The following is a 22187-nucleotide window of genomic DNA, read 5'->3' as shown; positions in this document are numbered from 1 at the left end:
CGGGCGCTACCCGACGACGCGGTAGTGACCGCAGAGGAAACCGCGGTTACGAGCCACGTCGAGCAGCTCGAACTCCAGGGCGCGGGGAAACAGGGGCGCCCCAGCCCCGAGCGTCACCGGGGCGAACTGGATCCACACCTCGTCGAGCAGACCGGCGTCGGCGAACTGGCCGGCGAGGTCGCCACCACCGACGACCCAGATGTCATCGCCGCCGGCTGCGAGCCGCATCGCCGCGTGCGCGTCGCTGACCTCTCCCTGGACGAAACGCACGTCGGCACCGGAGGGAACAGCGAGCTCTCGATGCGTGAACACCCAGGTGGGCTGCGTATAGGGCCAGGGTTCCTCGCCCTGCGCGCGCAACAGCCACTCGTAGGTCGATGCGCCCATCGCGAGAGCACCGATCCCCTCGACGAACGCCGGGTAGGCCATGGGACCGTCCTGGTCGAAGTCCTGGCTCAGCAGCCACTCGAGGGAGTGATCCGCCGTCGCGATGAAACCGTCGAGGCTCGAGGCCGTGTAGAAATGGGTCGCCATGTGGTCATGATCCCAGCGGCCACCGACATCGGTCAGTCGGCGATCAGCGCCGCGACATCGATCGGATGCTCGACCCATTCGATCGCGGGGTACCTCTTGAACCACGACACCTGTCGCCGCGCGTAACGGCGGGTGAGCGCCTGGGTTTCGGCGATGGCTTCGGCTTGATCGAGACGACCGTCCAGTTGACCCAGCGCCTGCGCATAACCGATCGCGCGGCTGGCAGTGACGCCTCGTTCGAGTCCCTGAGAGCGGAGCCGCTCCACCTCTCCGAGAAGCCCCTCGGCCCACATCCGCTCCACGCGGGCGTCGAGCCGTTCGACGAGTGCGGAGCGTTCGACGTGCACACCGATCACGCGCGTGCTCCGCTGCCAGAGCGTCGGCGTGGTCGGCAGAGCGGCGCCGTGTGTGGTGGCTCCCTGTTCGAGCACTTCCAGCGCACGCACGATGCGGCGAGAGTTCTTCGGATCGATACGCGCCGCCGTCGCAGGGTCCGCTACCTTCAGCCGAGAGAGCAGGGCGTCCGCTCCGTGTTCGGCGAGTTCCGCCTCGAGGCGCACGCGGACGGACTCGTCACGAGGCGGGAACCGGAAGTCGAAGACGACGCTCGAGACGTAGAGTCCCGACCCGCCGACGAGGATCGCGTCACCACCGCGGCTCTGCACGTCGAGGACGGCGGCCCTCGCCTCGGGCTGGTACCAGGCGACCGCCGCCTCCTCGTCGACCTCGCGGACGTCGAAGAGATGGTGCGGGATTCCGCGTCGTTCATCGAGAGGAAGTTTGGCGGTGCCGATGTCCATACCGCGATACAGCTGCATCGCGTCGACGTTGATGATCTCAGCCGGATTCCCGCGTGATCTCAGCCCCTCGGCGATGTTCAGTGCGAGTTCGCTCTTGCCCGTACCGGTGGCGCCGACCACCGCCCAGAGACGCGGCGCCGCCTCGGGCGCAGTATCGGCGGAGTCGTTCACACTCCGACACGCAGGGTGGGGAGCCCGAGGGACACGGCCCGCGGACCGCCGTCGCCCACCGGAGCGGGGACGGCGCACGACTCGGACTGCGCGCGATCCCAGGCGTCGCCTCCACGCGTGCGGCGGATCTGCAACGGCGCACCGGTCGGGTCATCAGCGAGGAGATGGAACGGCGCCGCGTGGGTGATCGTCACGGTGACGAAATCGCCCGGACGGGGGAGGTCGGAGCCCGGTGTGACCTCGAAGTGCACGAGACGGTTGTCCTGAGCGCGTCCGGTGAGCCGATGCGTCTCGGCGTCCTTCTTCCCCTCGCCCGTCGAGACGAGAACCTCGACGGACCGACCGACCTGCTTCTGGTTCTCCTCGAGCGAGATCCGCTCCTGCAGCGCGAGCAGGCGATCGTAGCGCTCCTGCACGACGGCCTTGGGAACCTGATCCTCCATCGTCGCGGCAGGGGTGCCCTCCCGGATCGAGTACTGGAACGTGAAAGCGCTGGAGAACCGGGAGAGCTCGACGACGCGCATCGTGTCTTCGAAGTCCTCGTCGGTCTCGCCGGGGAAACCGACGATGATGTCGGTCGTGATGGCCGCGTCGGGCATCCGATCGCGCACCCGATCGAGGATGCCGAGGAACTTCTCACTGCGGTAGGAGCGGCGCATGGCTTTGAGGATGCGGTCGCTGCCGGACTGCAACGGCATGTGCAGCTGCGGCATCACGTTGGGCGTCTCGGCCATCGCATCGATCACATCGTCGGTGAACGCGGCGGGATGCGGGCTGGTGAAGCGGATGCGCTCGAGCCCTTCGATCTCGCCGGCGGCACGCAGCAGCTTGCTGAACGCCTGACGATCACCGAACTCGACCCCGTAGGAGTTGACGTTCTGTCCGAGGAGGGTGACCTCGATCGCTCCGTCCTCGACGAGCAGTCGGATCTCGTTGAGGATGTCGCCGGGACGCCGGTCCTTCTCCTTGCCGCGCAGGCTCGGCACGATGCAGAAGGTGCAGGTGTTGTTGCAGCCCACCGAGATCGACACCCAGCCGCTGTGCGCGGCGTCGCGCTTGGTGGGGAGCGTGGAGGGGAACACTTCGAGCGACTCGAGGATCTCGAGTTCGGCATCGCCGTTGTGGCGTGCGCGCTCGAGGAGACGCGGCAGCGAACCCATGTTGTGCGTGCCGAAGACGACATCGACCCACGGAGCCTTGTCGAGCACGGTCTGCTTGTCCATCTGCGCGAGACATCCGCCGACCGCGATCTGCATTCCGTCCTTGCGGCGCTTGACGCCTGCGAGCTGGCCGAGTGTTCCGTAGAGCTTCCCCGCCGCGTTGTCGCGCACCGCGCAGGTGTTGATGATGACGACATCGGCTTCGTCACCGGCCGCGGCGCGAACGTAGCCTGCACTCTCCAGTGAGCCGGAGAGACGCTCGGAATCGTGCACGTTCATCTGGCAGCCGAACGTGCGTACTTCGTAGGATCTCTGACGACCGTCGGCGTCGACGGCTGCCGACGACGAGGTGATGATCGTCGGTTCACTGCGCGGAGTAGTCATGATCTCTCCATTGTACGAGCGGGAGACGGCTCCTCCGGGCTGACGCGTCAGTCCGACTCGACGAAGCGCACGCCAGAGCTCTTCGTCCCGAACGATGCCTCGTTCAACGCCGTCTTCGCCGCGTTCGTCGCGACGGATCCGCCGTACCCACGACGAGCGAGCTGTCCGAGCAGACGCCGGAGAGCGGTGTCGTGGTCGAGGCGGCTGAGCGAGCGGGCCTTGGTGCGAGCGAACTCCAGCGCGCGCTCCGCGTCGTCGTCCGGCAGTTCGTCGAGCGCTGCGGCGATCACGTCGCGCGGGATCCCGCGCTGCGAGAGGGAGCGGGAGATGGCGACGCGACCCTGGCCCTTGCGATCGACCCCCGCGGCCACGAGCATCTGCGCGAGCTCGTGATCGTCGAGGTACCGGCGCCGGAGGAAGTCGTCGATGACGTCGTCGATCTGTGTGCCATCGAGCCCGTGAGTCCTCAAGACCTGCCGGGCCTCGGAGACCGACAGCGATCGAGTACGGAGCTTGCGCACCAGACTCTCTTCGGCCGCTTTTCGAACCTCGACCGGGTCCAGCGCATCGTCGCCGGGAATTCGGTCGTCGACGAACGACACGAGTGAGACGGAAGCGGATACTGGAGCGGGTGGCTCCACCGCTGTATCGGGAGTCTTCGCGGTCGCGGTCGGCGGGGTGACGCCCCGCGCTCCGAAAAGAGGGATGACGGGGGCGACCCGCCCGATGTCCTGATGCGGACCGCCCCCGTTCTCACCGTTCATGATCAGGCCGGGCGACGCTCGGCGAGCTCATCTGCCGGAGCCGCGGGAGCAGCCGCGCCACCAATGCCGAGCTTCTGCAGGATCTGCGTCTCAATGGCGAGTGCCACGTCGGTGTTGTTCAGCAGGAACGTACGGGCGTTCTCCTTGCCCTGGCCGAGCTGGTCACCGTCGTAGGTGTACCACGACCCCGACTTCTTGACGATTCCGTGCTCGACGCCGAAGTCGATCAGGCTACCCTCGCGCGAGATGCCCACTCCGTAGAGGATGTCGAACTCCGCCTGCTTGAAGGGCGGGGCCATCTTGTTCTTGACGACCTTCACGCGGGTACGGTTACCCACCGCGTCGGTGCCGTCCTTCAGGGTCTCGATACGACGGATATCGAGGCGAACCGATGCATAGAACTTGAGCGCCTTACCACCGGCGGTCGTTTCGGGAGAGCCGAAGAACACACCGATCTTCTCGCGCAGCTGGTTGATGAAGATCATCGTGGTGTTGGTCTGGTTAAGACCACCGGTGAGCTTGCGAAGCGCCTGCGACATCAGTCGCGCCTGCAGACCCACGTGCGAGTCGCCCATCTCACCTTCGATCTCGGCGCGGGGCACGAGCGCTGCCACGGAGTCGATGACGATCAGATCGATGGCACCGGAGCGCACGAGCATGTCGGCGATCTCGAGCGCCTGCTCACCCGTGTCGGGCTGCGAGACGAGCAGTGCGTCGATGTCGACGCCGAGCTTGGCGGCGTAATCGGGGTCGAGCGCGTGCTCGGCATCGATGAACGCCGCGATACCACCGGCGCGCTGGGCGTTGGCGATCGCGTGCAGCGTGAGCGTGGTCTTACCCGAGGACTCCGGGCCGTAGATCTCGACGATGCGGCCACGCGGGAGGCCTCCGACGCCGAGAGCGACGTCGAGGGCGATGGAGCCGGTGGGGATGACTGCGACGGGTGCGCGCTCGTCGCTGCCCAGCCGCATGACCGAGCCCTTTCCGAACTGGCGGTCGATCTGGGCGAGTGCGGTCTCGAGGGACTTCTCGCGGTCGGCGGGAGATGGCATGTCGTGCTCCTTCTGCTTCGCGTGGTGCCGCCTGTAGGCTGTCGCGGCGCTTCCGGCTGGAAGCAACTCTCCGACAAGGCGTATGGCTCGGTGGCCATGTCTTCACCGTACGAGGAGCCTCCGACATTGCGTCGTCGAGTCACACGAACAGTGGAAAACACGAACGTCTGAACCACTGTGCAGAAGACTACGCTCGCTTCGAACGAATATTCGACGACACGCCGCATCCCGGCATCCGATCTCGACATCGATCGAACGCATGCGCGAATTCAGCGCCGACGCGGCTCCAGCCGGCCGGCACCGTGCCGTCGGTTCTCGGGCACTTCCATCTCGTCGCAGAGCGCGAACCAGATCTCCCGCGGGGGCATCCCCGCAGCCAGAGCCTCTTTCGCCGTGCGACCGGCGAGCGGGGTCAGCACCAGATCGTTCAACACCGACGACGTGCGGCCGGGGAACTCGTCCTCGACGGCACGCAGGAACTCACTTCGACGCATCGCGTAACGACGGGGTGCGTGGGATCAGTGGAGCGAGAGCTCGGGCTCGATCGAGGCGACCAGATCGTCGGGAACGACGTCGGGGAACACCTGGATGCCCTCGAGCACGGAGATGCGATCTCCGACCTCGCGCATGATGGTGGAGATGGGGACGTCGAGCGCATCGGCGACGGAGGCGAGGATCTCGCTCGACGCTTCCTTCTGACCGCGCTCCACTTCGCTCAGATAGCCGAGCGCCACGGAAGCCTTGCTCGCGACCTGCCGAAGGGTGCGCCCCTTCTGCAGACGGAAGTCCCTCAGCACATCGCCGATTTCCTGTCGTACAAGAATCATCGGAACCTCCTCCCCAATCGGTTTCTCGGAGTCTCCCCCGAAGTGATGGCCAGTATAACCTCGCCGACCTTCATAAAATCTACAACTGCACTCTGTGGTTTGAGTGTGAGCACGAAATCAATAACCTCGTCGCGACGGCGACTATTCCCGGGACAGCTCTCGGAGCATCTCGAGGGCGGCTCGAACGGACGCCGACCGGATCCGATTCCGGTCACCGGGGAAGAGGAACGATCGCGCCTCGATGCGCTCCGGCGTGGCGACGGCGATGTGCACGGTTCCGACCGATTGCCCGTCGGGCGAGACGGGGCCGGCGATTCCCGTCGTCGCGACGCCGACCGCCGCGTCGATGCCGTCCACACTCACGGCGTGCCGGACGCCCCGCGCCATCTGGCGTGCGACCTCCGGATGCACGGGGCCCTCTCGGTCGAGGAGCGACTCGTCCACCCCGAGCAGCGTGTGCTTGACCGGCGTCGCGTACGCCACCACTCCTCCGAGGACCACGGTGGACGCACCCGGCACGCCGACGAGTTCGGCGATCACCGCCCCGCCCGTGAGCGATTCCGCCACGCCGAGTGTCCAGCCGCGACGCCCGAGCGTCTCGATCACGGATGCCGCGAGGTCGGTCATCGACTCCGACGCGCCCCGCGCACCTGGGCGACGACGTAGTCGATCCCGCTCCAGATGGTCAGCACCAGCACCACGAGCATGAGCACGAAGGTGATGAGGGTCCAGGCGGGAAGGCCGATCACCACGTGCAGAGGCATCAGTGCCCAGGCGAGAGCGACACCCTGTACAGCGGTCTTGACCTTGCCCATCCATGCCGCGGCGACGACGTGCTCGTTGACGATCATCAGGCGATGGATCGTGATGCCCCACTCGCGAACGAGGATGATCGCGACGATCCACCAGGACACCTCGCCGAGGATCGCGAGTCCGATGAAACCCGCGCCCGTCAACAGCTTGTCGGCGATCGGGTCCCAGAGCTTGCCGAAATCGCTGACGATCTCGTAGCGGCGGGCGAGGTAGCCGTCGACCCAGTCGGTCGAGATGGCGAAGATGAACAGGATGGCCGCAGTCCAGCGCAGCGCGAGATCGGGAACCCCGTAGGTACCCCCGAGCAGGAGCAGTACGAAGAACACCACCGCGAGCGGGATGCGCGCGATGGTGATCGCGTTGGGCAGCTGCCGAGGAATCGCCATCAGTCGCGTCCCGTCAGGCCCCAGGCGTCTTCATCGCCCTCGGCCTCGACGACGGGAAGACCCTCGAACTGCGCGTCGAGAGGATCGGAGGCCATCGCCGCCGCCGGTGCCGGGGCGGGAGCCGCCGGCGCCGCGTTGGGCGTCGCGGGAACGTCCTCACCGCGCAGCTTCGCCATCACTCCCCCGAGCTGCTCCGCCGTGACGAGCACGTCACGAGCCTTGGAACCCTCGGACGGGCCGACGATCTCGCGCGACTCGAGCAGATCCATCAGGCGTCCGGCCTTGGCGAAGCCGACGCGGAGCTTGCGCTGCAGCATCGAGGTCGAACCGAACTGCGAGGAGACAACCAGCTCGGCGGCGGCCAACAGCAGCTCGAGGTCGTCGCCGATGTCTTCGTCGACCTCCTTCTTGCGCGGCTCCAGCGCCTCCTGGACGTCGTTGCGGTACTCGGGCCGGGCCTGTCGCGTCACGTGCTTGACGACCGCGTCGATCTCCTTCTCGTCGACCCACGCGCCCTGCAGACGGAACGGCTTCGAGGAACCCATCGGCGAGAAGAGTGCGTCACCCTGTCCGATGAGCTTGTCGGCACCGGGGCTGTCGAGGATCACGCGGCTGTCGGTGACGCTCGTGACCGCGAACGCGAGACGGGATGGCACGTTGGCCTTGATCAGGCCGGTCACCACGTCGACGCTCGGGCGCTGGGTCGCGAGCACCAGGTGGATGCCGGACGCACGGGCGAGCTGGGTGATGCGCACGATCGAGTCCTCGACGTCGCGCGGGGCGACCATCATGAGATCGGCGAGCTCATCGACCACGACGAGGAGGTACGGATACGGCTTGAGCACGCGCTCGCTGCCGACGGGTACCTCGACCTCGCCGGCGCGCACCGCGCGGTTGAAGTCGTCGATGTGACGGAATCCGAACGACGCGAGGTCGTCGTACCGCATATCCATCTCCTTGACGACCCACTGCAGCGCCTCGGCCGCCTTCTTCGGGTTGGTGATGATCGGAGTGATCAGGTGCGGCACACCCGCGTAGCTGGTGAGCTCGACGCGCTTCGGGTCGATCAGCACCATGCGCACGTCCGCCGGGCGCGCACGCATCAGCAGGCTCGTGATCATCGAGTTCACGAAGCTGGACTTTCCGGAACCGGTGGAACCGGCGACCAGGAGGTGGGGCATCTTCGCCAGGTTCGCGATGACGATGTTGCCGCCGACGTCCTTGCCCACGCCGATCGTCATCGGGTGCGTGCTCTTCTGCGCGGCCGGTGAACGGAGCACGTCGCCGAGCGCGACCATCTCCTTGTCGGCGTTCGGGATCTCGATACCGATCGCACTCTTACCGGGGATCGGCGAAAGGATGCGCACGTCGTTCGAGGCGACGGCGTAGGCGAAGTTGTTGCTCAGCTGCAGGATCTTCTCGACCTTGACGCCGTGGCCCACCTCGACCTCGTACTGCGTCACCGTCGGTCCGCGCGAGAAGCCGGTGACCTTCGCGTCGACTTTGAACTGCGTGAGCACGCTGGTGATCTGTTCGATCACCTTGTCGGTCGCCTCGGAGCGCATGACCGGGGGCGGCCCCTCGACCAGGAGGCCCGGCGACGGGAGGATGTACGGCGCGACCGGCGCCTGGGGGCCGCGGTCTCCCGGGCCCTCGGTCCCGAAGCCGTCGAGGCCCGGGAGCTCGGGCACCTCACCGGTGTCGGAATCGTCGTCGAGGAGGGCCGTCGTCTGCTGCTCGGCGAGGGAATCGGCGACGGAGCGCACGTCGGACAGAACCTCGGTGGCGGAGTCGTACCGGTTCTCGACGACGACGGCCTGGTCGTATGCCGGGGTCGGCTCCGCCGTCGAGAGGAGCGCAGTGATGTCGTCGGAGCCGAGGGTGCCCTCGTCGGGGTCCTCCTCACGGCCGCTCTTGTTGCGCCGCCACCACGGCAGGACGTTCTCGTCGTCGGTCTTGTCGGCATCGTCGATCTCGGGCGCTTCGGCCGCCGGCTGAGGACGCTCGGCGTCGAACATCCAGGCGTAGAGGTCGCCGAGGCGTCGCCCGATGCGGTTGGGCGGCGTCTTGGTGAGGATCAAGATGCTCAGCACGATGATGAGCCCGAGCACGACGTACGCCACGGCGGGATGCACCAGCGCGAGCGGCTCACCGACGAGCCAGCCGAAGACTCCCCCCGCCTCGCTGATGGCGGCCATTCCCATGTTCGGGTGCGCGCGCGCGGCGGTTCCCGCGCCGTCCGGAGCACCGGCGGCGACATGGCTGATGCCCGCGAGGGCGAGCACGAAGAGACCGAATCCGATGCCGATGCGACCGTTGTCGTGGACCGACGAAGGATGGCGGAACAGCCAACCGGCGAGCAGGAGCAGGAGCACCGGCATGAAGAAGGCGATCCGCCCGACGAGCATCCCCACCGAGTACGCACTGATGTTCGCGGCGACCTCGTTGCCGATGAAGAACCACTCGTTCACCGCACCGAGGATCGCCAGCAGCACCAGCAGGAACGGGAAGCCGTCACGACGGTCGTCCTTCTCCAACGTCTCCGGGCCGAAGGCGCGGAAGAGCCCGCCCACGCCGTGTGCGAGCCCCGTCCACGCCCGGACCGCCACCGGCGGCTTGTCGAGCTCGTCGATGTACTTCTTCGGGACGGGCTTCTTCGCTGCCGGCTTCTTTGGCGCAGGCGAGGCTTGGGGAGCCGCCCGCCGCGAGGGGCGGGACGGCGCGCTCCCGGACGCGCGCTCGGACTTGGTCGTACTCCTGGCCATGCCCTCACGTTACGGCCCACGGCCGACATTCCCGCGTATCGACGCGGCTTTCAGCCGATCCCGCTGATCACGCCTCGATCACGAGGGGGACGATCATCGGACGGCGACGCAGACGCTGGTTGACCCACCGGCCGATCGTGCGACGCACGACCTGAGAGAGCGCATGGGTGTCGCGCACACCGTTGCCGGAGGCCTCCTTGAGCGCGGCGACGATCTTCGGCGTCACGTCGTCGAAGACCGAGTCGTCCTCGGCGACACCGCGCGCGTGGATCTCCGGCCCGGAGATGATGCGTCCGGTCGCGGCATCCACCACCACGATGACCGAGATGAAGCCCTCCTCGCCCAGGATCCGACGGTCCTTGAGATCGGCATCCGTGATCTCGCCGACCGTCGAGCCGTCGACGTACACGAAGCCGAGGTCGAGCTGTCCGACGACCGACGCCACGCCGTCGCGCAGGTCGATGACGGTGCCGTTGGAGGCGATGATCGTGCGCTCCTCGGCGATCCCCGTGTCCTGCGCCAGCTTGGCGTTCGCGATGAGGTGACGGTACTCGCCGTGCACCGGCAGCACGTTCTTGGGCTTGAGGATGTTGTAGCAGTAGAGCAGCTCCCCCGCCGCGGCGTGTCCCGAGACGTGCACGCGGGCGTTCGCCTTGTGCACGACGTTCGCACCGAGCTTGGTGAGGCCGTCGATCACGCGGTAGACGGCGTTCTCGTTGCCCGGGATGAGGCTCGAGGCGAGGATGACGGTGTCGCCCTCGCTGACCTCGATCGCGTGATCCATGTTCGCCATGCGGCTGAGCACCGCCATCGGCTCGCCCTGCGAACCGGTCGACATGTAGACGATCTGCTCGTCGGGGAGGTCGCGCGCCTTCTTGAAGTCGATGAGCACGCCGGCCGGCACCTTCAGGTACCCGAGCTGCTCGGCGATGGTCATGTTGCGCACCATGCTGCGGCCGAGGAACGCCACGCGCCGCCCGTGGGCGTGGGCCGCGTCGATGACCTGCTGCACGCGATGCACGTGGCTCGAGAAGCTCGCGACGATCACACGGCGCGGCGCTTTGCCGATCACCTGGTCGAGCACCGGGCCGATCGACCGCTCGGTCGGGGTGAAGCCCGGCACATCCGCATTGGTCGAGTCCACCAGGAAGAGGTCGACTCCCTCCTCTCCCAGGCGCGAGAACGCGCGGAGATCTGTGATGCGTCCGTCGAGCGGCAGCTGGTCCATCTTGAAGTCACCGGTGGCGAGCACCATGCCCGCCGGCGTGCGGATGGCGACGGCCAGAGCGTCGGGGATGGAGTGGTTCACGGCCACGAACTCGAGATCGAAGGGGCCGACCTTCTCCTGCTGGCCTTCCTTGACCGTCAGCGTGAACGCCTTGATGCGGTGTTCCTTCAGCTTCGCCTCGACGAGCGCCAGGGTCAGACCCGACCCGATCAGGGGGATGTCGCCCTTGAGACGCAGGAGGTACGGAACGGCGCCGATGTGATCTTCGTGCCCGTGCGTGAGCACGACGCCGACGATGTCGTCGAGGCGGTCGCGGATCGGTTCGAAGTCCGGAAGGATCAGATCGACGCCGGGCTGGTGCTCCTCGGGGAAGAGCACACCGCAGTCGACGATCAGGATCTTGCCGTCGTACTCGAACATCGTCATGTTCCGACCGATCTCGCCGAGACCGCCGATCGGGATGACCCGCAGCGTTCCTTCGTCGAGAGCGGACGGTTCGGCCAGGGGAATGGACATGCTGTCTCCTCAGTCGGACACTCGGCGCGTCCGTTCGTTCATGGCGACGCGACTCAGCGCGTCGTGCCGTGCACCTTGGGCAGGGCACCACCGGCGGCCGCGTTGCGGTCGGGGCGGAAGTTCGAGAAATCGGCGCCCGGGACGCCGGCGACGAGATCGAGCTCGTCTTCGATGAGTGCGGCCTCCCACTCCTCCGGCCCGACGAGCGGAAGACGCACGCGCGGGCTGGAGATCCGGCCGAGGCCGTGGAGGATGTACTTGGCGGCGACCGTTCCGGGAACGTGGGTCATCACGGCGCGCACGAGGGGCTCAAGACGCTTGTGCTCGGCGGTCGCGGTGGCGAGATCGCCCCGATTCACGGCGTCGACGATCGTGCGGTACGGAGTCGCGGTGATGTTCGCGGTCACACCGATCAGGCCCGTCGCGCCGATGGCGAGGTGCGGGAGCACGTTCGCGTCATCACCCGAGAAGTACATGAGATCGGTCTGGTTGAGCACTCGGCTCACCTCGGAGAAGTCGCCCTTGGCGTCCTTCACCGCGAGGATGTTCGGGTGCTTCGCCAGGCGCAGGATGGTCTCGTACTTGATCGGCACACCGGTGCGCCCGGGGATGTCGTACAGGATCACCGGCAGGTCGGTGGCATCGGCCACCAGACGGAAGTGCGTGAGGATGCCGGCCTGAGTCGGCTTGTTGTAGTACGGCGTGACGATCATGATGCCGTCGGCGCCGGCCTTCTCGCTCGCCTTGTACAGCTCGATCGCGTGGGCGGTCTCGTTCGACCCGCCCCCCGTGATGATCTTGGCGCGACCGGCGGAGACGGACTTGCCGATCTCGACGAGCTTCAGCTTCTCGGGGTCCGTGAGGGTCGAGGTCTCGCCGGTCGTTCCCGTCACGACGACACCGTCAGCACCGGCGGTGATGACGTCATCGATGTGCTTCTCGACGGCGGGCCAGTCGACTTCGCCGTCGGCCGTCATCGGAGTGACGAGCGCGACGAGAACCTGTCCGAAAGGGTTGCCCGAGTGCGTCATGCAACCAGAGTATCGTCTCGGCCCGACCTCACGAGGACGCGGCCGCGAACTAGGCTCGTGGCATGGCATGGGTCACTCACGAGTCCGACACCGTCTACGCCAACCGCTGGATCGAGGTACGCGAGGACAAGGTCACCGGCCCCGGCGGGGACGACGGCATCTACGGGGTCGTGCGGATGCAGCATCCCGCCGTCTTCGTGGTCGCGCTCGACGACGAGGAGCGCGTCTGTCTCGTCACCCTCGAGCGCTACACGACGGGGATCTCCGTCGAGGTGCCCGCCGGCGGCAGCGACGGCGAGGATCCGCTCGTCGCCGCGCGACGCGAACTCCTCGAGGAGACCGGGTTCACGGCATCCGAATGGCACGAGCTCGGCATCATGAACGCGCTCAACGGCGTCGCGGATGCTCCGGAGCACGTCTTCCTGGCCCGTGGACTGACCGCGTCCGACCCCGCGACGGCCGCGGAGAGTCAGCGCGAGGAGGGCATCGACCAGGTCTCCTGGGTGCCGTTCGCCGATGCGCTCGCGATGATCGCCGAGGGACGCATCAGGGACGGCGAGACGATCGGTGCCCTCGCCCTCGCCGGTATCCGCCTGGGACGATTCCGCTGAGCCGGATCGTCAGACCCGTCCGCGCCGAGCTATCCCTGCCGTGACCGACCGCGGAAGCAGACCCGCCACGGCCACGATCACCTTGTACCGCAGCGACGGCACCGACACGGACTTCCCGCGCGCGGCGTCTCGCAGTCCCTCGCGCACCACGTCGCGCGCGTCGAGCCACATGATCGCCGGAACGCCCTCGCGCCCCGGAGCCAGGCCCATCCGCTCGTGGAAGCTCGTGTGGGTGAACCCGGGGCACAGCGCGGTCACGCTGACCCCGTCCCGTGCGTATTCGGCGTTGGCCCACCGGCTGAACTGGATCAGCCACGCCTTGCAGGCGGAATAGGTCGAACGCGAGATGAATCCGGCCACCGAGGCCACGTTGATGATGCGCCCTCCCCGACCGCGCATGGTCTGCAGCGCGGCGTGCATGAGGCGCATCGAGGCTTCGACGTGCACCCGCAGGTGACGCACCTCGTCGGCGATGTCGTTGTCGGCGAACTGCAGGGGCAAACCGAACCCGGCGTTGTTGACGAGCAGGTCGATCGGGTCATCCGCGCGCTCGAGTCGCTGCTCGACCCGCTCGACGCCCTCCTCGATCGCGAGATCGGCCGGAAGCACCTCGACGGCGACACCGAACTCGCTGCGCAGCTCGGCCGCGAACGACGACAGGGCCTCCTCCGACCGCGCGACCAGCACGAGGTCGGCGCGGCGCCGCGCGAGCTGACGTGCGAACTCGGCCCCGAGTCCGGCGCTCGCTCCGGTGATCAGCGCGGTGGGCATCAGCGCTCGTATCCGAGGAAGCGGTAGCGCACGCCGGTGCGGGAGGTGAGCCACTCCCCTTCGTCGACCAGGCGCCATCCGGTCTTCGCGGGAGCGTACGCGTCGCCGTCGACCTCGAGGTCCAGCTCGGTGACCTCGAGCCGATCGGCGTCACCGATCACCTGCCGGAAGATCTCGGCTCCCCCGATGATCCAGACCCGATCCTGGCCGCGCACCGCCTCGGCGACGGTCGCCGCTCGGCGTGCACCCTCGGCGCTCCAGTCCTGCTGGCGGGTGATGACGATGTTCTCTCGGCCGGCCAACGGGCGGAACCGCTCGGGCAGCGAGTCCCACGTCTTGCGCCCCATCACGACGGGGGCACCCAGCGTGACCTCCTTGAAGTGCGCCAGGTCCTCGGGAACGTGCCACGGCATGCCGCCTTCGGCGCCGATGACGCCACCGGCCGCCTCCGCCCAGATCAGGCCGACCCAGGTCATACCGCGACCGCCGCGCGGATCGGAGCGTGGTGCTGGTAGTCCTCGACGACGAAGTCCTCGAAGGTGTAGTCGAAGATCGACTCGGGCGTACGCGCGAAGCGCAGAGTCGGGTACGGGTAAGGGGAGCGGGTGAGCTGCTCGGTGACCTGCTCGATGTGATTGTCGTAGATGTGGCAGTCGCCGCCCGTCCACACGAAGTCGCCGGGCTCGAGACCGACCTGCTGGGCGATCATCAGGGTGAGGAGCGCGTAGGACGCGATGTTGAACGGGACGCCGAGGAACATGTCGGCACTGCGCTGGTAGAGCTGGCATGACAACTTGCCGTCGGCGACGTAGAACTGGAAGAGCGCGTGGCAGGGCGCGAGGGCCATGTCGGGGATGTCGGCGGGGTTCCAGGCCGACACGATCAGGCGACGGGAATCCGGCGAGCGGCGGATCTGCTCGATGACCTCCGCCAGCTGATCGATGCTCTCCCCCGCCGGTGTCGGCCACGAACGCCACTGCACGCCGTAGACGGGACCGAGTTCCCCGGCGTCGTCCGCCCACTCGTCCCAGATCGTCACGCCGTTCTCCTGCAGCCATCGCACGTTCGACTCGCCGCGCAGGAACCACAGCAGCTCGTAGGCGATCGACTTGAAGTGCACACGCTTGGTGGTGATCAGCGGGAAACCCTGCGACAGGTCGAAGCGGATCTGCCGTCCGAACACGCTCGTCGTCCCGGTACCGGTGCGATCGGACTTGTGCGTTCCGTTCTCGAGGACGTCGCGGAGGAGGTCTTCGTACGGCGTCGGGACGGCTGCGCTCATGAGAGCCAGAATACCTTCCCGCATTACGACACGGGCGGAGGTGCATCCGCTCGCTGCCGTCATCGTCGGACACATCGACCCCTCCACCCGCACCCGCGCCGTACCCTCGATGCATGTCTCCCGTCGTCGCCCTCGCGATCCTCGCCGCGCTCGTGGCGTTCGCGGTCGTGATCGGCGCAGTCGCGAAGCGTCGGGACGGACGCCGCAGGGCGGGCGGAGCGCTGCGATTCGATGCACAGGATGCCGTTCCCGCCGAGCTCGGATCGAAAGCCACGCTCGTGCAGTTCAGCACCGAGATGTGCGCCCGCTGCCCGCAGGTCCGCCGGATGCTGCGCTCCTATGCCGAGGAGGGCGACGGCCTCCGTCACGTCGAGGTCGACCTCACCCACCGCCCCGACCTCTCCTCGCGCTATCACGTGCTCCAGACGCCGACCACGTTCCTCGTGGACGAATCCGGCGCCGTGCGTTCCCGATTCCACGGCGTGCCGCAGCGACGCGCCCTCACCGAAGCCCTCGCCTCCCTCTGAGACGACGTCAGGAGCATCCATGTCCTCTCCCGCCGGCATCGATCCCCGCGGTCCGCGTTTCGCCGCGACCATCACGGCCGTCCTGCTGCTGATCGCGACGTTTCTCGGACTCACCGGACTCGCGACGGCTCGGGGCGTGGCGACCTTCGGGTGGTTCGCCTACCAGCCTCTCTCCGACTCGACGTTCACGTCCGGCAGCCAATGGGTGATCGCGGATGCACCGGTCTCGGATCGCGCACTCGATCCCGCCTTCCTTCTCACCGTGGTGATCGCGCTGCTCTTCCTCTGGAGCATCCTCTCCCCCGCGACCGCCCCGTGGGGAGTGCTCTTCCGCCGCGCGATCCGTCCGCGTCTCGCGCCCCCGACCGAGCTCGAAGACCCCCGTCCGCCGCGTTTCGCGCAGGGAGTCGGTCTGTTCGTCGTGACCATCGGCCTCGTCCTCCAGCTGGCAGGTGTGCCCTGGGCTCTCCCGATCGCCACCGCCGCCGCGTTCATCGCCGCGTTCCTGAACGCCGCGATCGGCCTGTGCCTCGGCTGCCAGCTGTACCTGCTGCTCCAGCGCGCGGGACTCCTCGGACGCACGCGCACGGCCTGACACGTTCCCCCGGAGAGCGCCGCTCGCTAGGCTGGCGACGACGCGACGCTGCGCATCCGCAGTGCGAGAACCGGAGGAATCATGCCCGTCACCAGCGAAGCGACCACCACCTGGACCGGATCACTGGCGGAGGGCTCCGGCACCGTCGCGTTCTCGTCGTCGAAGCTCGGCACCTTCCCCATCGATTGGAAGGCACGCAGTGAGGGCAGCGACACCACCACGACGCCGGAGGAGCTCATCGCCGCCGCGCACGCGTCGTGCTTCAGCATGGCTCTGGCTCACGCGCTGAGCGAGAACGGCACCCCGCCGGAGCGCGTGAACGCGAGCGCATCCGTCACCTTCAAGCCGGGCGTCGGCATCACCGGCAGCCACCTCAACGTCAACGCGGTGGTGCCCGGGCTCTCCCCCGAGGCATTCCAGGAGATCGCCGAAGAGGCGAAGTCCGGATGCCCGGTCTCTCAGGCGCTCGCGGGCATCGACATCACCCTCGAAGCCACTCTGGCCTGAGTCGCCGGCGATCAGCCGCGCGAGAGCCTGATCGCCTCGCGGATGCTCGCGCGGGCGTCCTTGCGCCGCCCCGCGGCATCCTGCACCACACCCAGCCGGAATCGCGCGCGCCACTCCTCCGGTGCGGCCTCCGCCGCGGCGGTGTATCGCTCGATCATCGGGTCGGCATCCGCCCGGGCGATGCGTCCGCTCGGGGTCAGCTCCGTCTCCGCCTCCGGCATCCCGCCTTCGGCATCGAGCGTGCGCCCGAGCCGGTCCGCGGCGAAGCCGAACTGCATCTCGCGGATCAGCGCCCAGGCGCCGATCAACGGCATGACGAGCAGCGCGACGCCGATCGCGATCGCGATCGGCTCGCCGGTGCCGAGCATCAGCACGGCGCGATAGCCCACCACGACGATGTAGAGCGCGAGGCACAGGGCCATCACTCCGACGCCGATGCGGGAGATCATGAGCGGATGCCGATGTCGATCATGTTCTCGAGACCGACGACGACTCCCGTCGCGTCCCGAGCGAACGGAACCGCGAGGCGGATGCCGGGGGCATAGGCGAGGGCGGGCTCGACGGTGTCGTGCGTGAACGTCAGCGACTCGCCGGGGCCCGCGAGCACCACCTCCTGCTTCGCGATGACGCCGGGACGACGGAGCGAGTGGATCGGGACGCTGCCGACCTGCTGACCTCGGGCCCGCTGATCGGCGTGCGGGGCGCTCACCGGCCCCTGCTCGGAACGCGCGGCCGCGATGAGTTCGGCGGTGCGCAGGGCAGTGCCGCTGGGCGAATCGATCTTCGTCTCGCGATGCGCCTCGACGATCTCGGCGGAGTCGAAGAACGGTGCCGCCGCAGCGGCGAGAGCGGAACCGAGCACCGAACCGAGCGAGAAGTTGGGGATGAACACTGCGGCGGTTCCTGCGGCTTCGACCAGAGGTCGCACGAGCGCGATGCGCTCGGCCGACCAGCCCGATGTCGCGACGAGTACGTTCTGCCCGTGCTCGACCGCCGAGCGCACGACGTCGATACTCACCTGGGGCGTCGACGCGTCGATCACCAGGTCGGCACCCACGAGCTCCGACAGGTCGCTCGACGAGGACAGGATGCGGCTCACCTCGAACCCGTCCAGGTCGTCGATGACGGCGTGGATGATCGCCCCGAGCTTGCCGGTCCCGCCGACGATTGCTACCTGCGTGGTCATGGGTACCAGTCTATTTCGGGCACTGCGCGCCACGGCCGGGGGCGCGCGGTAACCGCCGCCGACTCAGACCGGGATCGCGTCCGGAATACCCGTGCGGAGCTCCATGGGCAGATGGCCGGTGTCGTTGTGGTTCAGCAGCGTCCACGGACGGCCCTGCTTCTGCGCGATGACGGTGAGACCGCAATGGGCCTGATTCAACGTCATCCACCGCCACTCCGGTGCCCCGAGCACCTCGCGCACGAACCACGAGATCACGAAGTTGTGGGTGATGAGCACCTCGTGCACCTCGCCGGTCTTGCGCACGAGGAATTCATTGACGGCGTCGTACATCTGCGCGCCGCCGGCCTCGATCTCCGCGTCGGTGATCGATCCGAAGAACGGCTCGAACGCAGCCGGAGTCTCCTCGGTCATGCCGGTCGGGACGCAGTCGAACAGCAACGAGGTCGGCTTGGGATCGACGGAGGGCAGGCGGGCCGCGATCGCCCGTGCCGTCTCGTTCGCCCGCAGCAGTGGAGAGTGCCAGACGGCATCGAGCGGGAGTCCGCCCAGGCGGTCGGCGATCAATTCGGCTTGGCGCTGTCCACGCGGGGAAAGGGGTCCGTCGGCCAGGCCGTGCTCGGCATCCTGATGTTCACCGTGTCTGACCAGATAGATATAGTGCGTCACTACTCGCTCGCTTCATCGCCAGCATCTGCCGGGCTCTCACTCCACCCTATGCCACGCATATGACAGTCGTGTGAAGCCGCTCAGGTGCCTGCTCGCGCGAGGTCGGCGAGCTGCGCGCGCGACAGGGCGACGCCCGCCCCCTGCATGAGCTCGTCGACGTGCTCGGCGGCGAAGGTGTTGACGATCGGTGCCACGATCGACCTCTGGGCGAGCAACCAGGCGATCGAGACAGCGGCGACCGGCACGCTCAGCTCCTCCGCGATCTGATCGAGCGCGCGGAGGATGCGGATGCCGCGACGGTTGAGGTTGCCTCGCAGTTGCTCGCCCCGCACTCCGCGGGAGGCGACGGACTTGTTCCGGTGGCGGCCCGAGAGGAATCCGTGCTCGAGCGCGTGCGACGGGGTCACCGCGAGGTTCTGCGCACCGGCGACGAGGCGGAGATCACCTTCGAACGACTGGCGGCGGATCAGGTTGTACGGGGCGTCGACGACCTCGATGCGCGGATAGCCCGCCGACGCGAGGATGCGCGCCTCGACCAGACGCTCCGGTGCGAATCCGAACGCGCCGACGGCCGCCACCTTGCCGGCGTCGACCAGCCACTCCACGGTCGCGAGGGTGTCTTCGAGATTCGTCGTGGCGTCGAGAGTGGCATCGAGGTAGAGCACGTCGATGCGTTCGGTACCCAACCGTGTCAGCGACCCCTCGACCGCGCGCACGAGGTTGACCGACCCGAGCCCCGGGTTGTCCGCGTGCGCGCCGATGCGCGCGCTCAGCACGACCTCGTCGCGCAGCCCGCGGGACCGCAACCATTGACCGATGATGTGCTCGCTGCGACCGCCCGAGAACCCGTCGGCGGTGTGCACGGCGTTGCCGCCGAACTCGATGTAGCGATCGAGGATGCCGTGGCTCGTCTCGAGATCGACGTTCCACCCGAACTCGGCGGCGCCGAGCATGAGCGGGAATGTCTCGAGCCCGGTCTCACCGAGCGGGACGCGGATGGTCTCGCCGACCCCCGGACCCACGATCGGGATCGGGGCGGAAGGATGCTCCGCACCCTGCGCGAGCGCGCGATCATCCGGGGCCCCTGCGCCTACGCCGAACAATCGCATACTCTCACCCCCACGTCGATCGGTGCGATCCGATCTTCGTACCTGCATTCATGCACCCCCCGGTGCGTACTTCGAGGGTATGCGAAACCGGCGAACTCGCCGACCAATCCGCGGAACGGCGGGCAAACTTCCCATAACAGTTCGATCACGAGAACGACGAGGCCCGATGCCCTCCCCTGCGGGAAGGCACCGGGCCTCGTCGTACGGAGCCGATTACTCGGCCGCGGCCTCCTCGGCCGGAGCGGCGTCGGCCGCGGGGGCCTCGTCGATCACGGGCTCGAGCGAGAGCTTGCCGCGGTCGTCGATCTTCGTGATCTTCACGAGGATCTTCTGACCGACCGAGAGCACGTCGTCGACGTTCTCGACGCGCTTGCCACCGGCGAGCTTGCGCACCTCGGTGACGTGCAGCAGGCCGTCCTTGCCGGGCAGCAGCGAGACGAACGCACCGAAGGTGGCGATCTTCACGACGGTGCCGAGGAACTGCTCACCGACCTCCGGGTTGGTCGGGTTGGCGATCGCGTTGACCTGAGCGCGGGCGGCCTCGGCCGAGGGGCCGTCGGTCGCGCCGATGTAGACGGTGCCGTCCTCCTCGATGGAGATCTGCGCGCCGGTCTCGTCCTGGATCGCGTTGATCGTCTTGCCCTTCGGGCCGATCAGCTCGCCGATCTTGTCGACCGGGATCTGGACGCTGATGACGCGCGGCGCGGTCGGCGCCATCTCGTCGGGCGCGTCGATCGCGGCGTTGAGGACGTTGAGGATCGTCAGACGCGCGTCGCGCGCCTGGGTCAGCGCGCCCGCGAGCACCGACGACGGGATGCCGTCGAGCTTCGTGTCGAGCTGGATCGCCGTGACGAACTCGCTGGTACCGGCGACCTTGAAGTCCATGTCGCCGAGCGCGTCCTCCGCACCGAGGATGTCGGTGAGGGCGGCGTAGCGGGTCTCACCGTCGACCTCGTCGGAGACGAGACCCATCGCGATACCGGCGACGGGGGCGCGCAGCGGCACACCCGCGTTCAGCAGCGAGAGGGTCGACGCGCAGACGGAGCCCATCGACGTCGAACCGTTGGAGCTGAGCGCCTCCGAGACCTGACGGATCGCGTAGGGGAACTCCTCGCGGCTCGGCAGCACCGGCACGAGTGCGCGCTCGGCGAGGAAGCCGTGCCCGATCTCGCGACGCTTCGGCGAACCCACGCGGCCGGTCTCACCGGTCGAGTAGGGCGGGAAGTTGTAGTGGTGCATGTAGCGCTTGCTCGTCGTGGGCGACAGCGAGTCGATCTGCTGCTCCATCTTGAGCATGTTCAGCGTGGTGACGCCCATGATCTGGGTCTCGCCGCGCTGGAAGATCGCGGAGCCGTGCACGCGCGGGATGACCTGCACCTCGGCGTCGAGCGGACGGATGTCGGCCAGGCCGCGACCGTCGATGCGGACGCTCTCGGTGAGGATGCGACCGCGGACGATCTTCTTCGTGACCGACTTGTACGCACCCGAGAACTCGAGGGGTGCGCCAGCGGGCAGCTCACCAGCCTCAGTCGCCGCGATGAGCTCCGCCTTGACGCGGTCCTTGATTGCGTCGTCGGCGTTCTGGCGCTCGGTCTTGTCGGCGATCTGGTAGACGTTCACCAGCTCGTCGTACGCACGACCCGCGACGAAGTCGTAGACCTCGCTCGAGTACGGCGGGAAGACCGGGTACACGCCCGGCTCCTTGGACGCGGTGGCGGCGAGCTCGGCCTGAGCCTTGACGAGCTGCGCGATGAACGGCTTCGAGGCCTCGAGGCCCTGGGCGACGACGGCCTCGTCGGGCTTGGTGGCGCCCGCCTTGATGAGGTTCCAGCTGCCCTCGGTAGCCTCGGCCTCGACCATCATGATCGCGACGTCTTCGGTGCCGTCGGCCTTGGTGACCACGCGACCGGCGACGATGAGGTCGAACACGGCCTCACTGACCTGCTCGGCCGTCGGGAACGCGACCCACTGGTCGGCGTGCTCGCCCTGGCCGGGGATGAACGCCAGGCGCACACCGGCGACGGGGCCGGAGAACGGGAGACCCGAGATCTGCGTCGACGCGGATGCCGCGTTGATCGCGAGAGCGTCGTAGAACTCTCCCGGAGCGATCGAGAGGACGGTGATGACGATCTGGACCTCGTTGCGCAGGCCGTCGACGAACGACGGACGCAGCGGACGGTCGATCAGACGGCAGACCAGGATCGCCTCGGTGGAGGGACGACCCTCGCGACGGAAGAACGAGCCGGGGATCTTGCCGGCGGCGTAGGAGCGCTCCTCGACGTCGACCGTCAGCGGGAAGAAGTCGAAGCCCTCACGCGGGTGCTTGCCGGCGCTGGTGGCCGAGAGGAGCATGGTCTCGCCGTCGAGGTACGCGGCGACTGCGCCCTGAGCCTGCTGCGCGAGGCGGCCGGTCTCGAAGCGGATGGTACGGGTGCCGAAGCGGCCGTTGTCGAGAACGGCCTCGGTGGCGGTGATTTCAGGACCTTCCAAGAGGTCTCTCCT

At 67.8% G+C, this 22187-nt stretch carries 24 protein-coding genes; 4 read left to right on the top strand and 20 right to left on the bottom strand.

The window, feature by feature from the left end:
- Window positions 1-6 precede the first annotated feature (6 nt).
- From ACZ5Y9_RS08440 to dapA, 12 genes are all read right to left on the bottom strand, one after another.
- Window positions 7-534, bottom strand: a complete 528-nt coding sequence (locus ACZ5Y9_RS08440) for a dihydrofolate reductase family protein (protein WP_247622696.1) — start codon at window positions 532-534, stop codon at window positions 7-9.
- 32 nt (window positions 535-566) lie between these two features.
- Window positions 567-1505, bottom strand: coding sequence for a tRNA (adenosine(37)-N6)-dimethylallyltransferase MiaA (miaA, locus tag ACZ5Y9_RS08435; RefSeq protein ID WP_247622697.1), 939 nt, complete (start codon window positions 1503-1505; stop codon window positions 567-569).
- Window positions 1502-3049, bottom strand: coding sequence for a tRNA (N6-isopentenyl adenosine(37)-C2)-methylthiotransferase MiaB (gene miaB, locus ACZ5Y9_RS08430; RefSeq protein ID WP_247622698.1), 1548 nt, complete (start codon window positions 3047-3049; stop codon window positions 1502-1504). The genes miaA and miaB overlap by 4 nt, the downstream gene beginning before the upstream one ends.
- 47 nt (window positions 3050-3096) lie before the next feature.
- Window positions 3097-3570: a regulatory protein RecX gene (locus tag ACZ5Y9_RS08425; RefSeq protein ID WP_464471125.1), complete on the bottom strand. Its 474-nt coding sequence runs from the start codon at window positions 3568-3570 to the stop codon at window positions 3097-3099.
- A 245-nt stretch (window positions 3571-3815) separates the two neighbouring features.
- Window positions 3816-4865: a recombinase RecA gene (gene recA, locus ACZ5Y9_RS08420; RefSeq protein ID WP_247622700.1), complete on the bottom strand. Its 1050-nt coding sequence runs from the start codon at window positions 4863-4865 to the stop codon at window positions 3816-3818.
- Window positions 4866-5134: 269 nt separating this feature from the next.
- The gene (locus ACZ5Y9_RS08415) at window positions 5135-5359 is read right to left on the bottom strand and encodes a DUF3046 domain-containing protein (protein ID WP_247622701.1); all 225 of its coding nucleotides are present in this window, start codon (window positions 5357-5359) and stop codon (window positions 5135-5137) included.
- A gap of 24 nt (window positions 5360-5383) precedes the next feature.
- Window positions 5384-5692, bottom strand: a complete 309-nt coding sequence (locus tag ACZ5Y9_RS08410) for a helix-turn-helix domain-containing protein (protein WP_060925763.1) — start codon at window positions 5690-5692, stop codon at window positions 5384-5386.
- A gap of 141 nt (window positions 5693-5833) precedes the next feature.
- On the bottom strand, window positions 5834-6319 hold the full coding sequence (locus ACZ5Y9_RS08405) for a CinA family protein (RefSeq protein WP_464471124.1): 486 nt from the start codon (window positions 6317-6319) through the stop codon (window positions 5834-5836).
- Window positions 6316-6891 carry a CDP-diacylglycerol--glycerol-3-phosphate 3-phosphatidyltransferase gene (gene pgsA, locus ACZ5Y9_RS08400; protein ID WP_247622703.1) on the bottom strand — a complete coding sequence of 192 codons (576 nt, stop codon included), beginning with the start codon at window positions 6889-6891 and terminating at the stop codon, window positions 6316-6318. The genes ACZ5Y9_RS08405 and pgsA overlap by 4 nt, the downstream gene beginning before the upstream one ends.
- Complete coding sequence (locus ACZ5Y9_RS08395) at window positions 6891-9656, bottom strand: DNA translocase FtsK (RefSeq protein ID WP_464471123.1); 2766 nt, start codon at window positions 9654-9656, stop codon at window positions 6891-6893. The genes pgsA and ACZ5Y9_RS08395 overlap by 1 nt, the downstream gene beginning before the upstream one ends.
- Window positions 9657-9723: 67 nt before the next feature.
- Window positions 9724-11400, bottom strand: coding sequence for a ribonuclease J (locus ACZ5Y9_RS08390; protein WP_247622705.1), 1677 nt, complete (start codon window positions 11398-11400; stop codon window positions 9724-9726).
- Window positions 11401-11453: 53 nt separating this feature from the next.
- Window positions 11454-12431 carry a 4-hydroxy-tetrahydrodipicolinate synthase gene (gene dapA / locus ACZ5Y9_RS08385; protein WP_247622706.1) on the bottom strand — a complete coding sequence of 326 codons (978 nt, stop codon included), beginning with the start codon at window positions 12429-12431 and terminating at the stop codon, window positions 11454-11456.
- A 62-nt stretch (window positions 12432-12493) separates the two neighbouring features.
- On the opposite strand from dapA, the gene ACZ5Y9_RS08380 reads away from it, so the two are divergent.
- Window positions 12494-13042 (top strand): NUDIX domain-containing protein, encoded by a 549-nt coding sequence (locus ACZ5Y9_RS08380; protein WP_247622707.1) that lies wholly within the window; start codon window positions 12494-12496, stop codon window positions 13040-13042.
- Window positions 13043-13051: 9 nt separating this feature from the next.
- Here ACZ5Y9_RS08380 and ACZ5Y9_RS08375 read toward each other — a convergent pair whose 3' ends face one another.
- From ACZ5Y9_RS08375 to ACZ5Y9_RS08365, 3 genes are read right to left on the bottom strand one after another with little or no spacing between them, the layout of a single operon-like run.
- Window positions 13052-13813: an SDR family NAD(P)-dependent oxidoreductase gene (locus tag ACZ5Y9_RS08375; RefSeq protein WP_247622708.1), complete on the bottom strand. Its 762-nt coding sequence runs from the start codon at window positions 13811-13813 to the stop codon at window positions 13052-13054.
- On the bottom strand, window positions 13813-14289 hold the full coding sequence (locus ACZ5Y9_RS08370) for a dihydrofolate reductase (RefSeq protein ID WP_247632380.1): 477 nt from the start codon (window positions 14287-14289) through the stop codon (window positions 13813-13815). Before ACZ5Y9_RS08370 ends, ACZ5Y9_RS08375 begins: the two co-directional genes overlap by 1 nt.
- Window positions 14286-15095 (bottom strand): thymidylate synthase, encoded by an 810-nt coding sequence (locus ACZ5Y9_RS08365; RefSeq protein WP_464471122.1) that lies wholly within the window; start codon window positions 15093-15095, stop codon window positions 14286-14288. Before ACZ5Y9_RS08365 ends, ACZ5Y9_RS08370 begins: the two co-directional genes overlap by 4 nt.
- Window positions 15096-15208: 113 nt before the next feature.
- On the opposite strand from ACZ5Y9_RS08365, the gene ACZ5Y9_RS08360 reads away from it, so the two are divergent.
- From ACZ5Y9_RS08360 to ACZ5Y9_RS08350, 3 genes are all read left to right on the top strand, one after another.
- A complete protein-coding gene (locus ACZ5Y9_RS08360; protein WP_247622711.1) occupies window positions 15209-15622 on the top strand; it encodes a thioredoxin family protein in 414 nt (137 codons plus the stop codon).
- Window positions 15623-15641: 19 nt separating this feature from the next.
- Window positions 15642-16217: a DUF4395 domain-containing protein gene (locus tag ACZ5Y9_RS08355; RefSeq protein ID WP_464471121.1), complete on the top strand. Its 576-nt coding sequence runs from the start codon at window positions 15642-15644 to the stop codon at window positions 16215-16217.
- 81 nt (window positions 16218-16298) lie between these two features.
- Window positions 16299-16724, top strand: coding sequence for an OsmC family peroxiredoxin (locus ACZ5Y9_RS08350; protein WP_404596531.1), 426 nt, complete (start codon window positions 16299-16301; stop codon window positions 16722-16724).
- Window positions 16725-16735: 11 nt separating this feature from the next.
- On the opposite strand, the gene ACZ5Y9_RS08345 is transcribed toward ACZ5Y9_RS08350, so the two are convergent.
- The 5 genes from ACZ5Y9_RS08345 to ACZ5Y9_RS08325 all read right to left on the bottom strand — a co-directional run bounded on the left by ACZ5Y9_RS08345 (window position 16736) and on the right by ACZ5Y9_RS08325 (window position 22175).
- On the bottom strand, window positions 16736-17173 hold the full coding sequence (locus tag ACZ5Y9_RS08345) for a hypothetical protein (RefSeq protein ID WP_247622714.1): 438 nt from the start codon (window positions 17171-17173) through the stop codon (window positions 16736-16738).
- Entirely contained in the window at window positions 17170-17910 is a 741-nt protein-coding gene (dapB, locus tag ACZ5Y9_RS08340; protein ID WP_464471120.1) for a 4-hydroxy-tetrahydrodipicolinate reductase, read from the bottom strand. Before dapB ends, ACZ5Y9_RS08345 begins: the two co-directional genes overlap by 4 nt.
- Before the next feature lie 63 nt (window positions 17911-17973).
- Window positions 17974-18576, bottom strand: a complete 603-nt coding sequence (locus ACZ5Y9_RS08335; protein ID WP_247622716.1) for a histidine phosphatase family protein — start codon at window positions 18574-18576, stop codon at window positions 17974-17976.
- An 80-nt stretch (window positions 18577-18656) separates the two neighbouring features.
- On the bottom strand, window positions 18657-19685 hold the full coding sequence (locus tag ACZ5Y9_RS08330) for an aldo/keto reductase (RefSeq protein WP_247622717.1): 1029 nt from the start codon (window positions 19683-19685) through the stop codon (window positions 18657-18659).
- 213 nt (window positions 19686-19898) lie between these two features.
- Window positions 19899-22175, bottom strand: a complete 2277-nt coding sequence (locus tag ACZ5Y9_RS08325) for a polyribonucleotide nucleotidyltransferase (protein ID WP_247632386.1) — start codon at window positions 22173-22175, stop codon at window positions 19899-19901.
- Window positions 22176-22187 lie beyond the last annotated feature (12 nt).

Source organism: Microbacterium sp. T3-8 (assembly GCF_055398145.1).
Note: the sequence above shows the minus strand (reverse complement) of the source record. Positions and strands in the feature narration are given on the sequence as shown.